A 17,474-nucleotide genomic window follows, 5' to 3' on the forward strand; every position below is an offset into this window, starting at 1 on the left:
GTCCAGAATTAATGCCGCTCCCCCGGCATTCCATAGCGCTTTACCTTCGTCACATATAAAAAATAGGCTAGGAGACAAGAGTAAATGAAGCAGTCATCATATAAGAGGGAGAAGGGATTCTGCACCTCTCAGCTAACGTTTCGGATCGCGTTGCTTGTGGCAGCGGCTACAACATTTGGAACAGCGCAAGCCCAGAGCGTCAGTCTCTATGGCGTGGTGGATACGGGCATTGAATATGTCAGCAACATCGGTCCGAGCCGATCCGACTCCTTCCGCATCCCGACGATTACAGGCTCAGTGCCGTCTCGCTGGGGGCTGCGAGGAAAGGAAGACCTCGGGGGCGGAACATCCGCCGTTTTCGTGCTCGAATCAGGTTTTGGGGTTGACCAAGGTACGCTGAACCAGGGAGGTCGGCTTTTCGGCAGGCAAGCGTATGCCGGACTCTCCGGTAGTTGGGGGACGTTGACGGTAGGGCGGCAGTACTCGCAAATATATTGGGCGCTCATCGGCGACACCATGGGGCCCAATATATTTGCCGCGGCAGATCTAGATACTTATCTCGCAAATTCACGTGTGGACAACGCCATCGCGTACTCCGGAAAGTTCGGTGCATTCGCGGCCGGCATTACTTATTCATTGGGACGCGATGCCGTATTGCCAGCAGCAGCTGGCGGATGCGCTGGAGAGTCACCGACCGACTGGAAGGCGTGCAAGGCATTCTCGGCAATGCTGAAATACGACACGGGATCGTGGGGATTGGCAACGGCATTTGATCGCAATTTCGGCGGTGCTGGGGCCGGTTCACCATTACCCGCGAGTTCGCAGACAGATACCCGCATCCTCGTCAACGGCTATGCGAAGTACGGTATCGCTGCGTTTGGTGGTGGACTCGTCCACCGCAAGAACGAGGGTGCACCCTTCCCTACGAGCAACTACTGGTTTGCCGGCGTAACCGTGTCACCGACGGCGCAGATTGACCTTGACCTGCAATACGGTCTTTTGAGGGTCCGGTCCAGCCCTGCCGGCGCATCCCTTGTCGCACTGCGGGCAATGTACAACCTGTCGAAGCGTACGGCGGTTTATGTGACGGCGGGCAGGATCTTCAATCAGGAAAAGTCCACACTTACCATTGACGGCGGAAATCTACCTACCTCCAATACGCCGCTACCCGGCGTGGGACAGACTGGTGCAATGGTCGGAGTTAGGCATGTGTTCTGAAAGGGCGACAGAAATGAAATATGGAGGAGACAACAAGCAGGCGATCATGTGACTTTGCGTGCGGAAGAAATCAGATTGAATCCAACGGAGACTAGCTGGGTACGCTAGAAGTCTCCCTTCGGTAACCATGGGTGAGCAGGCGTGCCGGCGAACGGAGCGGCCTTGCCGCCACGAACCTTCGGAGGGTCGCGCGACTCCTCGGGCTGACGGCATCCGGTAATGCCGAACAGTCAGGGTTGATTGCGACAAATCTTTATGTTTCCTTTAAACAGCTGGTACGTGGCCGGATGGGACCACGAGATTGGGCGGAAATTGCTGGCAAAGATGATCTGTGGCATCAAGGTTGTCCTTTACCGCAAGACCGATGGAAGCGTTGCTGCGCTCGAGGATGCTTGCTGGCACCGCCAGTTGCCGCTTTCGTTGGGAACCCTGGAAGGAGACACGGTGACCTGCGGCTACCACGGTCTGAGTTTCAACGGTGATGGCCGGTGTACCCACATGCCGTCTCAGGAAACCATCAATCCGTCCGCGTGTGTACGTAGTTTTCCTATCGTTGAGCAGCACCGTTTTGTGTGGATCTGGATGGGCGAAGCGCATCTCGCGGACCCGTCGAAGATTCCGGATTTCCATCAGAATGAAAATCCTGAATGGGCTGGCGATGGTGGTACAACGCACCTCGAGTGCGATTACCGGTTACTGGTGGACAACCTGATGGATCTGACGCACGAGACCTTCGTGCACTCATCCAGCATTGGCAACCGAGCCGTGGCAGAGGCTCCCTTCACGGTGTCTCGTACTGAAGAATCGGTTATCGTGACGAGGTGGATGATCGGTATCGACCCGCCACCGTTCTTCAAGAAGCAACTCGGCGGCGAGTGCCTGGTCGATCGTTGGCAGATCATCACGTTTCGCGCACCGAGCGCCGTCACTATCGATGTCGGCGTGGCCCGGACCGGCACCGGTGCCCCTCAGGGTGACAGGAGCAAGGGGGTGACCGGCTTTGTCATTCATGTCAGTACACCCGAGACGGAGCGATCATGTCACTACTATTGGGCCTTCCTGCGCAACTACCAGCTATCGAGTCAGAAGTTGACGACGGAATGGCGTGAGAGTGCGAGAAGCATCTTGGCCGAAGACAAGACAATCCTTGAAGCCCAACAGAAGGCTGTGGACTTCTATGGGGATCGCGACTTCAACCCACTTAGTATCGACAGCGGCGTCATTCTCGCCCGCCGCCGGATTGAAGAGATGGTGGCTACCGAGCGCCAGAACGTCAATGGCTACGCGAAGCCGATCATTCCTATCGTTGCCGCGCCAACGCAGATCGGGGAGATGGCAAAATGACCCGTAAGTACACCGCAAGCCTGAGAGCCTATCGGGATGTATGTTCCGACGTACGAATGTTTGAATTCAGCGCGGAGGGATTCCCGACACGATTTCAGGTCGGCAGTCACATCGATGTCTGGTGTGGCGATGGTTCGCGTGCTCATGTACGCTCGTATTCCTTAATCGGAAGCCATTTCCAGAAGGACTCTTTTCTGATTGCAGTCCGTAAGGTTCCGAACTCGCGCGGAGGATCCTCGTTCATGTGGAACCTTGAGACCGCCCAAAGCCTGCAAGTCAGTGCTCCGCTCAGCGAATTTCCCCTATCGGACCGCTGTGTGCCGAAGCTGCTGATCGCGGGTGGAATCGGCATTACGCCGCTGGTGAGCATGGTCGAGCAACTCGATGCGGATGACTCGGACTTCCGCTTGCTCTACGCAGGCCGCAGCCGCGAAACGATGCCGTTCCTGAATGAGCTTGGCGAGCGACTCGGCGACAGACTGACCATCTATGACGAAGGCGCGGGCCGGGTTCTCGATATTGCAGTGACGATCGGTAGCCTTCGCAGAGACGCAGAGCTGTATGTCTGTGGGCCACTTGGCATGCTCAATGCTGCGCGCGCGGCATGGGAGAATGACGGGCGGGACTCCGCCGACCTGCGCTTTGAGACTTTTGCCAACAGCGGGAGCTTGCCAACGACAGCATTCCGGGTATCCGTTCCGCGGCTGAAGCTTGACCTCGACGTGGGCCCAGACCAGACGCTGCTCGAGGTCCTGGAGGCAGTGGGCGCTGACCCCTTGTACGGTTGCCGCAAGGGGGAATGCGGGCTTTGTGCTGTTGAGGTTTTGGACTTGGATGGCACGATTGATCATCGCGACATATTCTTCAGCGATGAGCAGAAAAGAAGTCGCCAGAAGCTATGTGCATGCGTGTCGCGTATATCGGGCCGGTGTGTGACAATTGATCTTCCATAGAGACTTTCAAAAAGCCCCCCGCGGGGCTGCCAACCTTTTCGGCAGGTTGTTAACCTTGGTCACCTGAAAAACTGGAACCGGGGGGATGAGCGCGGTGATCATTGATGACGAACTGTGGGCACTGATCGAACCTTTGCTACCGCCGGCGAAACCGTGACGCAGGAAATACCCAGGAAGACGCCCGGTTTCGAACCGAGCTGCACTGAACGGCATCCTGTCCGTGTTCAAGACCGGGATACGCTGGTGTGACCCGTCGACCAAGTTGGGATTTGGTTCGGGTTTGACCTGCTGGAGGCGCGTGCGCGACTGCCACAAGGTCGGCGTATGGAAGCGATTGCACGAGCTACTGCTGGCGAAGTTACGCGAGGCCTGCGAGCTCGATTTCTCACGAGCTGTTGAGGACGTTAATTCTGCTAGCGGTGCCCGCTGTGCGCCGTTCGCAGAAGGTGGGCAAGATCGATGTGCGCATGGAGGAGCCCATCATCCGCCGGCGCGATCGCATGCCGACCATTACGGTCCGCGGCGATATTGCCGATGGACTGCAACCGCCCGACGTATCGACAGCCATCAGCAAGCAGCTTTGGCCGATCATCGAGAAACTGCCCGGCGGATACCGCATTGAACAAGCGGGGTCGATCGAGGAATCGGAGAAGGCGACGAAGGCCATGCTGCCGCTGTTCCCGATCATGTTGGTGGTTACCCTGCTGATTCTCATCTTCCAGGTGCGGTCCATCGCGGCGATGGTCATGGTGTTCCTGACCAGCCCCCTCGGCCTGATTGGCGTGGTGCCGATGCTGATTCTGTTCGGGCAGCCGTTTGGCATCAACGCACTGGTCGGCCTGATTGCGCTGTCGGGCATCTTGATGCGCAACACGCTGATCCTGATCGGCCAGATTCAGCACAACAAAGAGGAAGGGTTGGACCCGTTCAGGGCCGTTGTGGAAGCCACCGTCCAGCGTGCGCGGCCGGTGATTCTGACTGCGTTGGCCGCCATCCTGGCCTTTATTCCGCTGACCCATTCGGTGTTCTGGGGGGCACTCGCTTACACGCTTATCGGCGGGACGTTTGCCGGGACGATTTTGACCCTGGTATTCCTGCCGGCCATGTACTCCATCTGGTTCAAGATCCGCCCCGGTAATGCGGCCAACGCCCAGCGGGATCGGCATGAGCAAGCGCAGCCAGCCGGAAAACTGGTGCCCGAGTAATGGTGATCCGCAAGGGCATGTGCTCGCCACATTGCCTCTGATCTCAATTCACTTGCATCGCGCCCACTCCATGGGGGGGCAGCAGCATTTTGTCTCCCCGCCAGCCCATTTCTACCTCCGTGTCTCCGTACCTTTAGGGCAGGCGGGTTTTTTTTCTATGCCGGAATGTCTGTTAACGACAGAGCGGTGCTGCGCAAGATATACATCTACGGTTATCTCAACCGCGTGTAGCCGAGCCCATGCCAGGAGCGTAGGCGACGTGCCGTCCTCTACCTGCAGATCGCTAGGACAGCTGATGTATACGCCGACGTTATCCTGCCAACGCTCATTGGTTGACGCTGCCATTGGTCAGGCGGTCCCATTTTCGGTGAGACTGAATTCCTTCGACATCGCCTCGCGCATGACGAACTTCTGCACCTTCCCGTGATGGTCATTGGTCTCGGCGAGAAGAAGGGGCGGCGTTATCCTGCCGATGAACGCGGTCAACCTGCGGGGATGAGCGGCGTGAAATCGGCGAAGCCGTATAACATTGCGAAGCGCACGGTATGGGAAGCATACCGGCAGGTCAAGGCCAACCGTGGAGCTGCCGGGATCGACGATGAAACCATAGCCGAATTCGAGCAGAACCCGTCGAAGAGATCATGGACCGCTGATGAAAGTGGTGTGCACCCACATCAGGGAAGACTGGAAACTGTTATACATCGAACGGCGGCTGGTTGCACCGTTCGAGACAACGGACGGGGTACGTGTGCCCCGCACGTGGGGGGACACTCCGGGGCGGTGTCGTCAGTCTGATCCTGATGAACCTGTTCATGCATCACCCATTCGACCGATGGATGCACCGCACCGGCCCCAACTGTCCGTTTGCCCGCTGCGCGGATGACGCGGTGGTTCACTGCCATAGCCGCAGGCAGCCGGAATACGTGATGCGGTCCATTGCAACACGGCTGGCCGCTTGTGGGCTGACGACGCATCCGGAGAAATCGAAGATCGTGTTCTGCAGAGACAGCAACCGCAGCGAACGCCATCCGCATGCGAGCTTTAGTTTCTCGGTTTTACGTTCAGGTCGAGGAAGGCGCGCAGCACGCAAAGGGGACCTTTTACCAGCTTCCTGCCGGGAGCCAGCGAGAGTGCCTTGAAGCTGATGCGGCAGGCAGTGCCGGGTCTGGCGGCTTACCCGCCAGACCCATGTAACGCTTGCCGACGTGGCTAGACTGTACAACCCCGCGATACAGGGGGGGGAATTACTATGGCGAGTCCTACAAGACTGCGATGCTTCGCATCTTCCGGCACATCGACTGTGCTCTGGAGCGTTGGGCCCGACGGAAGTATAAGGGCCTGCACCGGCGCAGGCGACGAAGTGCCGAATGGCTGGACAGGATGCGCCGTACCAACCAGATGCTGTTTGCTCACTGGCGTGTGGTCGCGCCGCAGGCTGGATAACGGGATCCGCATGACGCGAGAGTGTCACGTACGGTTCTGCGAGAGGCTCGGGGGGCGGTTCCCCGGGTTTACTTACCACGCTGTGGTGACGGTGCCGGTTTGGCAATGAGGTCCGATGCATTCGCTATGACGCGGCGATCTCGAGCGCCGAGATGCGGCGGGCCGAGAATTCCCGTTCAAAATCGCGACCCGGACCCGGACCCGGACCCGGACCCGGACCTGGACCTGGACCAGGCAGTGCAGCCCGGAACAGACCGTATCCTTGCTGCAAGTCAGGGCGCCTGACGAAATCTCCCTCGCCACCTTTTTCACGCTCTCGAAAGAGAGGCAATTTTCCTTTGGTCTACGTCAAAGCCGGCTCGCGCGCGAGGCTGTGTCACTGAAGCCACTCGCAGCGTGGATGGGCGCCTGCCGCAACCTGCAATCGCCGGCTAAGATCGCTGTTTGGGAGGTGATTTCTCCGCCTTGGCCAGATAGGAGTGCAGCTTCTTAAGGTGCTCTGACATCAACAGGGAGGCTAGCTCGACCTCGCGCGCCCGAATGTGTTGCAGAATGCGGCAGTGCGTCTTAACGGTCGTCGGCAAGGGCACCGCATTGTACCGTTGCAGTAGCGAGGAAACCAGGTCGGTAAGGGCGCCGACCAGCAGCACCATCACTTCGTTGTGTGTGGCCCGTGCGAGGACGCGATAGTAGTCCAGCAGTTGGGCTCGACGCTCTATCAGCTTGCCTTCCTTGGTGAGCGCTTCAGTCAACTCGATGCTGTGCTGTAGCGCGTCGAAGTCTGCCTCGGTGCCTCGCATGCAGGCGAGGCGAATGACTGCGTCCTGAACGATGGCCCTGCTCTCCGTCAGATCCTGGATCGAGATGCTGCCAAAACTCAGCAGGTCGTTCAGCGAGCTGGAGACCACGGACGAGCCAACCTGCGAGATGTAGGTTCCGCCCTTTGGACCTTTGCGCAGTTCGATCACGCCTGAACGCTCGAGGCTTCTCAGAGCCTCTCGGACTGCCGACCTGGAGGTTTGAAATCCCTCGGCGAGATCCCGTTCCGAAGGCAGCTTGTCGCCTGGCTTGAGGGCGCCGCTTGCCAGCTGCTCTTTGATCTTTTTGCAGATGTCCTCGAAGACCCGTGTCGGCCTGTCAGTCGTCACGCTTGAATCTGGAGTTGGCACCATACCTGGAAATCGCACTGGATAGATAAGCAAAATGTGGGGCCGAAGATGAACAGCACTCCCTTGTCGCGCAGGCGCTACTCAGCAACTACGCCGGCAGCCTTGATCATGGCGGAGGTCTGCTGGCTTTCGGCTCGGATTGTATCAGCCAGCATCTTGCCATCGCCGGCTACAACGGTGAGACCCTTCGCATGGACTTGCTGCTCGACGAACACCGGATCCCTCAGCACTTCCGCTACGGCCGCCCGGATCTCTTTGACTACGGCGTCTGGCGTACCGGCCGGCGCAAACAGCGCATACCAGATCGAGCTCTTGGCATAGGGAAAACCTTGTTCCACCGTGGTCGGCACGGACGGGTACTGGCTCAGTCTGGTATCGGCCGCCACTGCCAGCGGCTTGAGCCTGCCGGACTTGATATGGGTTTCCATCACGGCGACGCTGCCGCTGGCAAGCTGCACGTCACCCGCCAGCAATGCAGTCAGATTCTGCGAGATGCCGTTGTAGGGCACATGCAGGAGTTGAATCTTCTCGTGATCGTTGATCGCGGAGAAGAGCAGGTGCGGCTGGCTGCCGTTCCCGTAGGAGCCGAAGTTCAGGCTGTCCGGCTTCTTCCTGGCCAGATCCACCAGCTCCCTGAGGGAATTTGCGGGCAGCTTGGCATTGGCCACGATCAACTGGTCGGCCTTGACCATCATGATGACCGGCGCAAAACTCGTCTCGGGATTGTACGGCAGCCTTTTGTACAGGAAGCGGTTTGAGACGACAGTCTGGTTCACCGTCGCCAGCAGTGTGTAACCGTCTGCAGGCGCGCGCGCCACAAATGCCGCGCCAATCGCGGAGCCCGCGCCGGCCTTGTTATCCACGACGATCGGCTGCTTCCAACGGGCAGTCAACCGACTTGCCATGGCGCGGACGAGGACGTCGATGCCGCCCCCGGCGGCGAACGGGACGATGACGTTGACGGGCTTTTCCGGATAGGCGGCCAGCACCGGCGCGGCAGCGAGCAGCAAGGCGCTGGATGCGAACAGCGTTATCTTCTTGAACATGTTGTCTCCTGATCTTCTTGTACGGGTGCCGCCGGCAGTCCTTGCCTGCACCGGTTTATCGGACGTCGCGGCACGGTCCGCGATGTTGGTCACAAGGCCCGGTCCGTTCTAGTATGCACGTGGAGCCACGGCTTCGCGTTCCTTGACGTCCAGACTCATTTCACCCACGCCCTGGATGGCAATCTTCAACGTATCGCCTGCCGCGAACGCTCCAACGCCTTCCGGTGTGCCGGTAGCGATGACATCGCCAGGCGACAGCGGCAGCACCGACGAGATCAACTCGATCAGCTCCGCCACGCCAACGATCATGTCCTGTGTTGACGCTTGCTGGCGCAGTTCGCCATTGACCCATAGCTGGTTGCTCAACCCGTGTGGATCGCCGACCTCGTCGGCCGTGACGATCCATGGCCCCAGCGGGGTGAAACCCTCAAAGGATTTGCGCATCGAGCGCTCTTCTTCCGCGACGCCGGGTTCGATTCGCATGGTGGCGTCGATCAGGCAGGCATAGCCGAACACGTATTCCATGGCGTGTTCGCGTGGAACATCGCGACCCGCTTTCCCAATGATGATCGCCAGCTCGGATTCGTGATCGAAGCGCCGGGTGGAACCCTTGGGCAGGAAAATCGTACCGCCGGCCCCAACCAGGGAGCCGGGTGCCTTCAAGAAGAAGCCTTGTTCCCTGGCGCTACGGCCGCCCTTGGTGACGACGCGATCCCCCAGTTCGCCGATGTGCTTGCGGTAGTTTGCCGGTGCGGCAAATACATGCGGCGGGCAGGGCGCGGCAGGAAGCAGGCGCACCGCATCCAGGCGTCGAGGGAGGCTTGCCGCGCGACATCGCTTGAGTTCCTCCTGAACACTGTCCCAGTTGGCGATGAGCCAGTTCAACCGCTGCTGCGGAAAAGCGTCGATACCGGCAGGTACCACCGCGGTGACATCGTACAGTTGGTCTCCTTCCACCAGACCAATCCGGTAATCGTCGAACGACCCGATCTTCATGCCAGTTCCTCTCTAAAGTAACCCAATGATTTCAGTACCGGCAGATCGTTGACCTGCCACAGCAGGGCGTCTTGCCCGCCGGTGTTCTCATGTGCGTGCCAATCCCATGGCGCAACCGTGAAGAGGTCGCCCGCGCACCACGCGAAGCGCTGGTCCCCGACGCTGGTCGCCCCTTCGCCGCGCATGACGTAGTAGAGCTTGCTGCCGGTGTGGCGCCGCTTCCGCCCCACAAAGCCGGACCGCAGCAGCTGCATCCGCATGGCGAGCGTTGGCATGGCAGGGCCGCCGCCCAGCGGATTGCGATACTCGAGCGCAACATCGTCATACGCATCACCCGGCATGCCCGCGGCGGCTGCGATAGCCTTCTCGGCCATGTCGAAAGGGTAGGCCAGCAGGGGGTTGGCGCCGCCGGCGCGAGGCTGCGCCCCAGGAGGCATCATCAAGCCGCTGCCGAATTGGCGCCAGCTCCGGTCCGGCATCGTGTCCACCGGCTGCAGGCCATCCGTGTAGGGTTCGAAGAACGTGGCTTCCAGCGCTTGCATCAGCGAGATGTCAAGGACGTCAAGCCAGATCATGGGCTGGTCGCCCCGATGCACGTGATCGTGCCACGCCCACGATGGCGTCAGCACGAGATCGCCCGTGCGCATCGGATAGCACTCGCCATCCACCGTCGTCCATGCTCCCTCGCCTTGCATGATGAATCGCAGGGCATTGGCAGTGTGGCGGTGCGCGGTGGCGACTTCGCCTGGCAGGATGACCTGGATCGAGGCCCAGAACGTATTGGTGGTGCCGCGCGGCAGGCCGGGGTTGTGCAGGCGCAGTGTCCGGCGCGGCCCACCTGCGGTCAGGTCGACCTCCTGACCGATGCGTTCCAGCAAGGGGCACAGATCCTCCCAGCGCCAATGCACGGACTGGGTCGCAGGCTGCGGGCTGCGCGTGAACAATGGGGGATCGTCTGGCTGGTGCACTCGGCAGTGGTACTTTGCCAGGTCCTGCTTCAGTGCACGTCTGCGATCCGCGTCCTGGCCGATGAGCTCGTCTGACATATCAGATCTCGGCCAGTTGGTAAGCGCGGCGCGGAACAGGACTGCCAGAGGCACCCATGCCCCGCACGACATCGACGATGCGGCGGGCATCTGTGGGGACAGTGTCGCCACGCCATGCCACCGAGCCGTCCGGTCGTACCAGCACCAGGCGGCGTCCATAGATGGCCCGGGCTTCGCCTTGCGCGATATCGGCCACCTCCAGCGGCAGACCGACCTCTGCAGCCGCCTGCGTGATGGCATCCACCCCCGGAGGATGATCGCCAAAGCGCAGCAGTACGTAGTGCTTGCCGAAAAGGTCTAGCGTGGACTTTCCTTTGGAAAGCCACACGTGGGGCGCGCGCGATCCCGGCCTCGCGCTCTGCGTGTACCGCGCCACCTCGTTGGGCGGGGCGGGCGTGCCATCGGGAACGACGATCGGCGAATCCTCGTAGACATAACCGAGATGGATGCCGATGGAGAACCATTCGCGCTTCATCATCTCCGTATAACGCGCACCGTACTCACGGCGTGCTGCATCGATATGCACGTTGTCGCTGTCGAAGATGGCCGCTTCAGGCTTGACCACCCGCGGCGACAGCATCCGCCGGAGATTCTCTCCGGCTTCTGTGACGTTGCGCACCGCGACAGGCCGCTGCTCATCCTCGTAGGAATCGAGCAGAAGGGGGCCGCCCCAGCCCTGCAGCGTGCCAGCCAGCTTCCAGCTCAGGTTGACCACATCGAGGATGCCCGTGTTCATACCGAAGCCGCCTGTCGGGGAGGTCAGGTGTGCAGCGTCGCCGGCGATGAAGACCCGTCCCTTGCGGTAATGGTCCGCCACCAGTTGCCGCCTGACCCAGGGCAGGACCGAGAGGATCTCGAAGTCGAACTCCCGTCCCACGGCTCGAACGATGGCGCGGCGGATCTCGTCCTCACCGAGCGTGCGCTTTTCGGCGTTGCCTACCAAAGAGAATCGCCATTGGTCACGGCCGTTGATGGCCACCAGCGTCGCCCAGGTGCCCTCCGGTCCGATGAAGATATAACGGTAGCCGGGCTGCTTGGTGTGAAGCCGCTCGAGCCCGTCGCAGCGGAAGATGACGTTGGTAGTGTAAGTCAGTACGGCATCGCCCGACATGCCGATACCGAGTGCCTGGCGCACTGCGCTGGCACCGCCGTCGCAGCCCACCAGGTACTGCGCTTCGATCTGGTGGCGTGCTCCGGTTTTCCCATCCTTGACCGTCACGATTACGTGGTCACCACGGTCTTCCAGTGTCTCCAGCTCCGTCTCGTACACCAATTCCGCGACCCCCGTGCTGGCGGCAAAGCGCTGCAGCACCGGATCGAAGAAGTTCTGCGGGCAGCGCTCACGCTTTTGCGGGCTTTGTGGCGGACATGTTTCGTTTCTTGGCGCGGGGAATGTCTCCCGGCCGAACTCATATCCGTTCAAGTCGGTTACCCAGGCACAGTCCTGCGGGTAGTCCCGGTTGTAGCCGGCCTGTTCCACCGCCTCGACGATGCCCCAACGCCGGCACAACTCCATGGTTCTGATGCCGACCATGTCCATGCGAGGCTGAGGAACGACTCCGTTGCTCCTCTCGATCAGGGTGCACTTGACACCACGCCATCCGAGATCGCCCGCCAATGCCAGGCCGACCGGTCCGCCTCCCACGATCAGCACCGGGGTCTTCTGGATCATTTTGTCCCTCCATTCTTCATTTAAGCCGACGCTGCTGCCCGCTAACCAGAACCGTCGACATAACTCGATAAAGCATTCCACCTCGGGGCATGCGCCGGACATTATTAAGCTGGTCAGACCAAATTGGTACGACCATGTTGGTCTGACCAAATTGTAACGAAGTAGATCATTTGCGCGAGTTGGTAGAAACCCTGGGGCGACGATCGAGAGTTGAGGTGAAGGTTCCGTCGCAGTAAGGGTGCCGAGGTAGAAGTGTCGGTCGCGACACCCGAAGCCACAAGATGAGCCATCACACGAAGGGCCCACGAAAGAGCCTGCCGACAGGGATTGCCAAGGTGCTCAAGCGCGTGCATACCTCGCTGGAGGTGATCCTGCTGTGCGTGCGCTGGTACGTCGCGTATTCGTTGAGCTTGCGCGATCTCGAAGAGACGATGGCCGAACGCGGCATCGCGGTCGACCATTCCACTGTGCCCCGCTGGGTGATCAAATTTGCTGCAGCTATTCGAGAAGACGTTTCGCCGGCATCTGCGTCCGGTGGGTAACAGCTGGCGCATGGACGAAATCTACATCCTGGTCAAAGGCCGGTGGACGCACCTCGACAGGGCCGTGGACAAGTCCGGCAGGACCATTGACTTCCTGCTGCGCGCTCGTCGTGATACCGCCGCCGCTCGCCACTTCCTCGAGAAGGCCATCGCCCAGAATGGAGTGCCGCAGACTGTCACGGTGGACAAGAATCGTGCGAACCTGGCGGCCCTGCAGGCAATCAACGCCGAGCGGGAAACGCTCATCAAGATCCGGCAAAACAAGTACCTGAACAATCTCGTCAAGCAGGACCATCGATCCATCAAACGCCGGGTCAGGCCGATGTTGGGATTCCAGACCTTTCGCTGCGCGCGCATCATCCTGGGCGGCATTGAGACCATGCGCATGATCCGTAAGGGGCAGATGGCTACCCCAAAGAGGAGCAATCCGTCCGCGGCCGAGCAATTCTGCTCGCTGGTCGCATAAGCGCTTGCTACTCGGACACCGCCGGCTGCACCTACACCCTTATCGCGCCGGAACCCATGGTTCTCTCCAGAAAGAGTGGTTCTGTTGGCAAGTGAGGAAATGACTACAGGCTGCGCGCAATCAGCATGCGCTGAATCTCGCTGGCGCCTTCGTTGATTTGGGTGATGCGGGCGCCGCGGTAGTGGCGTTCGACCGGGTAGTCTTCCAGGTAGCCATAGCCGCCATGGATCTGCAACGCTTTAGAGCAGACGCGCTCGGCCATCTCATACGCATAAAGCTTGGCCTGCAATGCCTCCGACAGGCATGGCAGGCCTTCGCTGCGCATATGCGCGGCTCGGCGCACCAGCAGGCTTGCGGCGTTGAGCTCGGTTGCCATGTCGGCCAGCATGTTGGCGATCGGCGGATGCTGGCGCAACGCACGGCCAAACTGAATGCGCTCGCCGCATAGCAGCACGCGGCCTCGAATGCCGAGCGCGCAATGCCAATGGCCTGCGCGGCGATGCCGATACGACCGCCTTCCAGGTTTGAAAGGGCGAGACGCTGCCCTTCGCAGGGCTCGCCCTGCAGGGCATCGTGCGGTACGACGCAGGTTTCCAGCGTGATGGCGCACGTGTCGGAGGCGCGGATGCCCAGCGTCTTTTCCGGGGCGCGGACGATAAATCGTGGCGTATCAGCAGGGACCACGAAGGCCGAAGGGCCTTTCTTGCTGCGCTCTGGATCAGTGGCAGCGAACACCACCGCCACGCCAGCACGCAGGCCGTTGGTGACGAACTGCTTGCTGCCGTTGAGCACCCAGCCGCCCTCGTTGGGGCGTGCGCGCGTGCGCAGGTTGTGCGCTTCGGAACCGGCCTGCGGCTCGGTCTGGCAGAAGGCGCCGATCACCTCGTCGCTGGCCAGGCGCGGCAGGTAGCGCTCCTTCTGCGCGTCGGTACCGTAGTGCAGGATGGGTCCGCCGCCGACCGAGTTGTGCACACTCATCAGCGTGGCACATGCGGCGCAGCCGGCCGCGATCTCTTCGATTGCGAGCGCGTAGACGATGTAGTCGGTATACGTGCCGCCCCATTCCTCCGGCACGATCATGCCGAGTAGCCCGAGTGCGCCCATGTCGGCGACGACGTTGTCGGGTAGGCGGCCGTCGCGGTCCCACTGCGCGGCGCTGGCGGCTAGCCTCTCGCTGGCAAAGGCGCGTGCGGAATCACGGATCATCGTCTGCTGTTCGGTGTACTCGCTGTGCATGGGATGGTTGCGGTGGTGTTCCTGTGGAATTTATGTCGGGAAGAGTCTGGCGACGTTCCGTAAGTCATGCTGATTGCGGGGCCATGCCGGCAGTGTAGGGATGCCCGATGCGGTCCCCAATGGCAAAAGCCGCCAACCTTCCTTAATTCGTTTGCTATTCAGGTCGGACCATGGTCCAACGATGGTTGCCGAGTTTTCGTTTGATGTCTCAGCATGCTCGCGGTTGTAAGGCACGCCCAAAGGGACGCGCCGCCTCACTTATCTACCTCCATCACTCGTGAACAGGGACACCGAAGAACCGTAAAGAATCACAGCTGTGATATCGATCGCAGGGTGTCAGGTGCCCATTGCCGCTATTGCTGCTGCTTGCTGTAATGTCGCCACATCTCGATTTTCCCTGCCCGGCCATATGCTGTGCCGTACGAGATGGCGGCGATGCAGGTGGGCCGCAATATCAAGGAACAGACGCATGACCCAGGCTGAGATTTATGTTGTTGGAGCAGCGCGCACCGCAATTGGTACGTTTGGCGGATCGCTTAAGGACGTACCAATGAGCCGGCTCGCCACCATCGTGGTGCGGGAGGCAATGTCGCGGGCCGGAGTTGCGCCTGAATTGGTCGGACAGGTTGTCATGGGAAACGTGATCCCAACGGAGGCGCGAGATGCCTATCTGTCCCGAGTCGCCGCCATCGAGGCGGGAATTCCGCCAGAGACGCCAGCATTCAATGTCAATCGACTTTGTGGATCTGGCTTGCAAGCCATTCTGCTCGCCGCTCAGGCGTTGGCAGCCGGTGACGCTGAGATCGCGGTCGGGGCAGGAGCGGAGACGATGAGTCGCGGGCCATACCTGTTACCCAGTGCGCGATGGGGAACGCGAATGGGCGACGCGTCGGTGCAAGACTATATGCTTGGCATTCTGCATGACCCGTTCCATCGATTTCACATGGGCTTGACGGCAGAGTACGTCGCAAATCAGGAGAACGTCTCACGGGAGATGCAGGACGCCCTGGCCCTTGCCAGCCAACAACGAGCCGGTCGTGCGATTGCGGAGGGGCGTTTTAAGGGCCAGATTGTCGGTGTCGAAATCGACGGGCGCAGCGGCAAAGTATGCTTCGATACGGATGAGCACGTGCGTGCCGACGTCACACTGGAACAATTGTCAAAAATGAAGCCAGCATTCCAGCCGAGTGGCGGAACGGTAACAGCGGGTAATGCGTCGGGTTTGAATGATGGCGCCGCAGCGGTAGTACTCGCAACACGGGCGGCGGTGGAGCGGCATGGCCTCAAGCCACTGGCGCGGCTGGTTAGTCACGGCCATGCCGGGCTAGATTCGCGCGTCATGGGACTTGGCCCCGTCCCGGCAACCAGAATCGCCCTCCAACGCGCTGGCCTGGATGTATCGGATCTCGATGTAGTCGAGGCGAATGAGGCATTTGCGGCTCAGGCCTATGCAGTAACGCGTCTTCTAAACCTTGATCCGGAAAAGGTAAATCCGAACGGATCGGGAATCTCATTGGGCCATCCTGTTGGTGCGACCGGCGCCATCATCGCGACCAAGGCCATCTACGAGTTGCACCGCGTACGTGGACGTTACGCGCTTGCAACGATGTGCATTGGGGGCGGTCAGGGTATTGCGGCCATTTTTGAGCGGGTCTGAGAGAGACGGGGTGACAACATGACTATCCAACGTATTGGGGTTATCGGTGCGGGATTGATGGGCAACGGTATTGCACAAGTCAGCGCGCAGGCGGGCTTCTCGGTATCGATGATCGACGTATCCGGAGATGCGCTAAGAACGGGACTGGCAACCATCACAGCTAATCTGGACCGGCTCGCTAAGAAGGGAAAGCTCAGCGACACAGAATGCATGGCGACGCTAGCGCGCATCGACGCTACTGCGGACTATAAAGCCTTGCAAGATGCGGACCTGATCATTGAGGCCGCGACCGAGAATCCCAGCCTAAAGATGCAGATTCTCCGGCAGATTGAGAGCATCGTAAGGCGCGATGCAGTGATAGCGACCAACACATCTTCCATATCGATCACGCAATTCGCGGCGGTTCTTGACGAGTCCGTGCGCTTCATCGGAATGCATTTCTTCAATCCGGTGCCCGTGATGGCGCTGGTCGAGTTGATCAGGGGCGTCCAGACTTCGGACGCCACGCATGTTGCCGCGTCCTCGTTTGCCCAGCGCATCGGTAAGACTCCGATAACAGTCAAAAACTCGCCTGGGTTTACGGTGAACCGTATTCTCGTGCCGATGATTAATGAGGCGGTGTTCGTGCTGCAAGAGGGACTCGCATCGGCTGGGGACATTGATGCTGGGATGACGCTCGGTTGCAACCAGCCAATCGGCCCTCTGGCTCTTGCGGATCTGATTGGTCTGGATACGCTGCTGGCCGTGATGCAGGTGTTTTACGACGGCTTTAACGATCCGAAATATCGGCCTGCGCCACTGCTAAAGGAACTCGTTGCGGCGGGTAGATTGGGGCGTAAGAGCGGACGGGGATTCTACGTCTACTGTTGACGAAGCCGGCTATCTCGCGGAGCCTATTTGCACCTCGATGTCCTCTGGAATCGTCGTGACCGCTCAGGCAGCGCCGATCTGGCGCCAAATAATGTCTCGGAGACGACATATGCACGGAGCGAGTCATGTCCCTATGTAATCTCTGCATAGCACAGGTTGACCGTCCCGGCCATTTCCCTCCGCGCCCGGCCAGGACCGGCTTGGCGCGTAGGGCTACTGGTCAGAATGCCTTCGTCTAACAATGCAAAGTCTGCGGACATGCGTTCCTGCTCGCCGCCGTCGACCAGGACGCACCGCGGATCCTCGGTGGCGAGGATCCGCGGCCCTGAGGGCCTTTGGGGGCGCCCGGCCGGTGCTGGCTGCGAGGCGACCGGCGATCTAGCGCGGGCGAGCCGCCTGCCGCCGTCAGCATTGCTGGCAGTCCCAGCCCAACGCTTGGCGATTGACCACAGATTCTGGCCTGACGGAAACAATGAAAGATTAGGCACGGATCCTATGTGGAGAATGCGTTGCACGGCCGTTCTCTTTCGGGTCATGGGCCTCTTACAAGCACCACCACGGCGTGCAGGCCTGAAGCTGGGCTTCACGGACGAAGGCTATAGCTCTCGCCA

12 protein-coding genes and 3 pseudogenes are annotated in these 17,474 nt (G+C 60.2%); 9 read left to right on the forward strand and 6 right to left on the reverse strand.

Going from position 1 to position 17,474, the window contains the following annotated elements; genetic code table 11:
- The first annotated feature begins 84 nt into the window (after positions 1 to 84).
- From RR42_RS24245 to RR42_RS41785, 6 genes and pseudogenes are all read left to right on the forward strand, one after another.
- Complete coding sequence (locus RR42_RS24245) at positions 85 to 1,218, forward strand: porin (protein WP_052494918.1); 1,134 nt, start codon at positions 85 to 87, stop codon at positions 1,216 to 1,218.
- A 240-nt stretch (positions 1,219 to 1,458) separates the two neighbouring features.
- Positions 1,459 to 2,562 carry an aromatic ring-hydroxylating dioxygenase subunit alpha gene (locus RR42_RS24250; RefSeq protein ID WP_063778457.1) on the forward strand — a complete coding sequence of 368 codons (1,104 nt, stop codon included), beginning with the start codon at positions 1,459 to 1,461 and terminating at the stop codon, positions 2,560 to 2,562.
- Entirely contained in the window at positions 2,559 to 3,515 is a 957-nt protein-coding gene (locus RR42_RS24255; RefSeq protein ID WP_043353702.1) for a PDR/VanB family oxidoreductase, read from the forward strand. The genes RR42_RS24250 and RR42_RS24255 overlap by 4 nt, the downstream gene beginning before the upstream one ends.
- 85 nt (positions 3,516 to 3,600) lie before the next feature.
- Positions 3,601 to 3,999: pseudogene (locus tag RR42_RS38795) on the forward strand (transposase); the annotation flags it as partial.
- Positions 3,959 to 4,720: pseudogene (locus RR42_RS24260) on the forward strand (efflux RND transporter permease subunit); the annotation flags it as partial. The pseudogenes RR42_RS38795 and RR42_RS24260, both read left to right, overlap by 41 nt.
- 746 nt (positions 4,721 to 5,466) lie before the next feature.
- Positions 5,467 to 5,859 (forward strand): reverse transcriptase domain-containing protein, encoded by a 393-nt coding sequence (locus RR42_RS41785; RefSeq protein ID WP_201777385.1) that lies wholly within the window; start codon positions 5,467 to 5,469, stop codon positions 5,857 to 5,859.
- 735 nt (positions 5,860 to 6,594) lie between these two features.
- Here the strand turns inward: RR42_RS41785 and RR42_RS24265 are convergent.
- From RR42_RS24265 to RR42_RS24285, 5 genes are all read right to left on the reverse strand, one after another.
- Positions 6,595 to 7,311, reverse strand: a complete 717-nt coding sequence (locus RR42_RS24265; protein WP_043353706.1) for a FadR/GntR family transcriptional regulator — start codon at positions 7,309 to 7,311, stop codon at positions 6,595 to 6,597.
- Between the two features lie 98 nt (positions 7,312 to 7,409).
- Positions 7,410 to 8,378 carry a Bug family tripartite tricarboxylate transporter substrate binding protein gene (locus RR42_RS24270; RefSeq protein ID WP_043353708.1) on the reverse strand — a complete coding sequence of 323 codons (969 nt, stop codon included), beginning with the start codon at positions 8,376 to 8,378 and terminating at the stop codon, positions 7,410 to 7,412.
- Between the two features lie 108 nt (positions 8,379 to 8,486).
- Positions 8,487 to 9,374 (reverse strand): fumarylacetoacetate hydrolase family protein, encoded by an 888-nt coding sequence (locus RR42_RS24275; protein WP_043353712.1) that lies wholly within the window; start codon positions 9,372 to 9,374, stop codon positions 8,487 to 8,489.
- Entirely contained in the window at positions 9,371 to 10,420 is a 1,050-nt protein-coding gene (locus RR42_RS24280) for a cupin domain-containing protein (protein WP_043353714.1), read from the reverse strand. The genes RR42_RS24275 and RR42_RS24280 overlap by 4 nt, the downstream gene beginning before the upstream one ends.
- 1 nt (position 10,421) lies before the next feature.
- Positions 10,422 to 12,092 carry an FAD-dependent oxidoreductase gene (locus RR42_RS24285; protein ID WP_043353719.1) on the reverse strand — a complete coding sequence of 557 codons (1,671 nt, stop codon included), beginning with the start codon at positions 12,090 to 12,092 and terminating at the stop codon, positions 10,422 to 10,424.
- 281 nt (positions 12,093 to 12,373) lie between these two features.
- On the opposite strand from RR42_RS24285, the gene RR42_RS24290 reads away from it, so the two are divergent.
- A protein-coding gene (locus RR42_RS24290) for an IS6 family transposase (RefSeq protein WP_144409937.1) occupies positions 12,374 to 13,100 on the forward strand; the annotation gives its coding sequence in 2 pieces (ribosomal slippage) (positions 12,374 to 12,580 and positions 12,582 to 13,100; 726 coding nt in all).
- Positions 13,101 to 13,203: 103 nt separating this feature from the next.
- Here RR42_RS24290 and RR42_RS24295 read toward each other — a convergent pair.
- Positions 13,204 to 14,336 (reverse strand): annotated as a pseudogene (locus RR42_RS24295) (acyl-CoA dehydrogenase family protein).
- A 469-nt stretch (positions 14,337 to 14,805) separates the two neighbouring features.
- On the opposite strand from RR42_RS24295, the gene RR42_RS24300 reads away from it, so the two are divergent.
- Both RR42_RS24300 and RR42_RS24305 read left to right on the forward strand, forming a co-directional pair.
- The gene (locus tag RR42_RS24300; protein ID WP_043353722.1) at positions 14,806 to 15,993 is read left to right on the forward strand and encodes an acetyl-CoA C-acyltransferase family protein; all 1,188 of its coding nucleotides are present in this window, start codon (positions 14,806 to 14,808) and stop codon (positions 15,991 to 15,993) included.
- An 18-nt stretch (positions 15,994 to 16,011) separates the two neighbouring features.
- Positions 16,012 to 16,863, forward strand: coding sequence for a 3-hydroxybutyryl-CoA dehydrogenase (locus RR42_RS24305; RefSeq protein WP_043353727.1), 852 nt, complete (start codon positions 16,012 to 16,014; stop codon positions 16,861 to 16,863).
- Positions 16,864 to 17,474 lie beyond the last annotated feature (611 nt).

Source organism: Cupriavidus basilensis (assembly GCF_000832305.1).
In the GTDB taxonomy this organism is placed as follows: domain Bacteria; phylum Pseudomonadota; class Gammaproteobacteria; order Burkholderiales; family Burkholderiaceae; genus Cupriavidus; species Cupriavidus basilensis_F.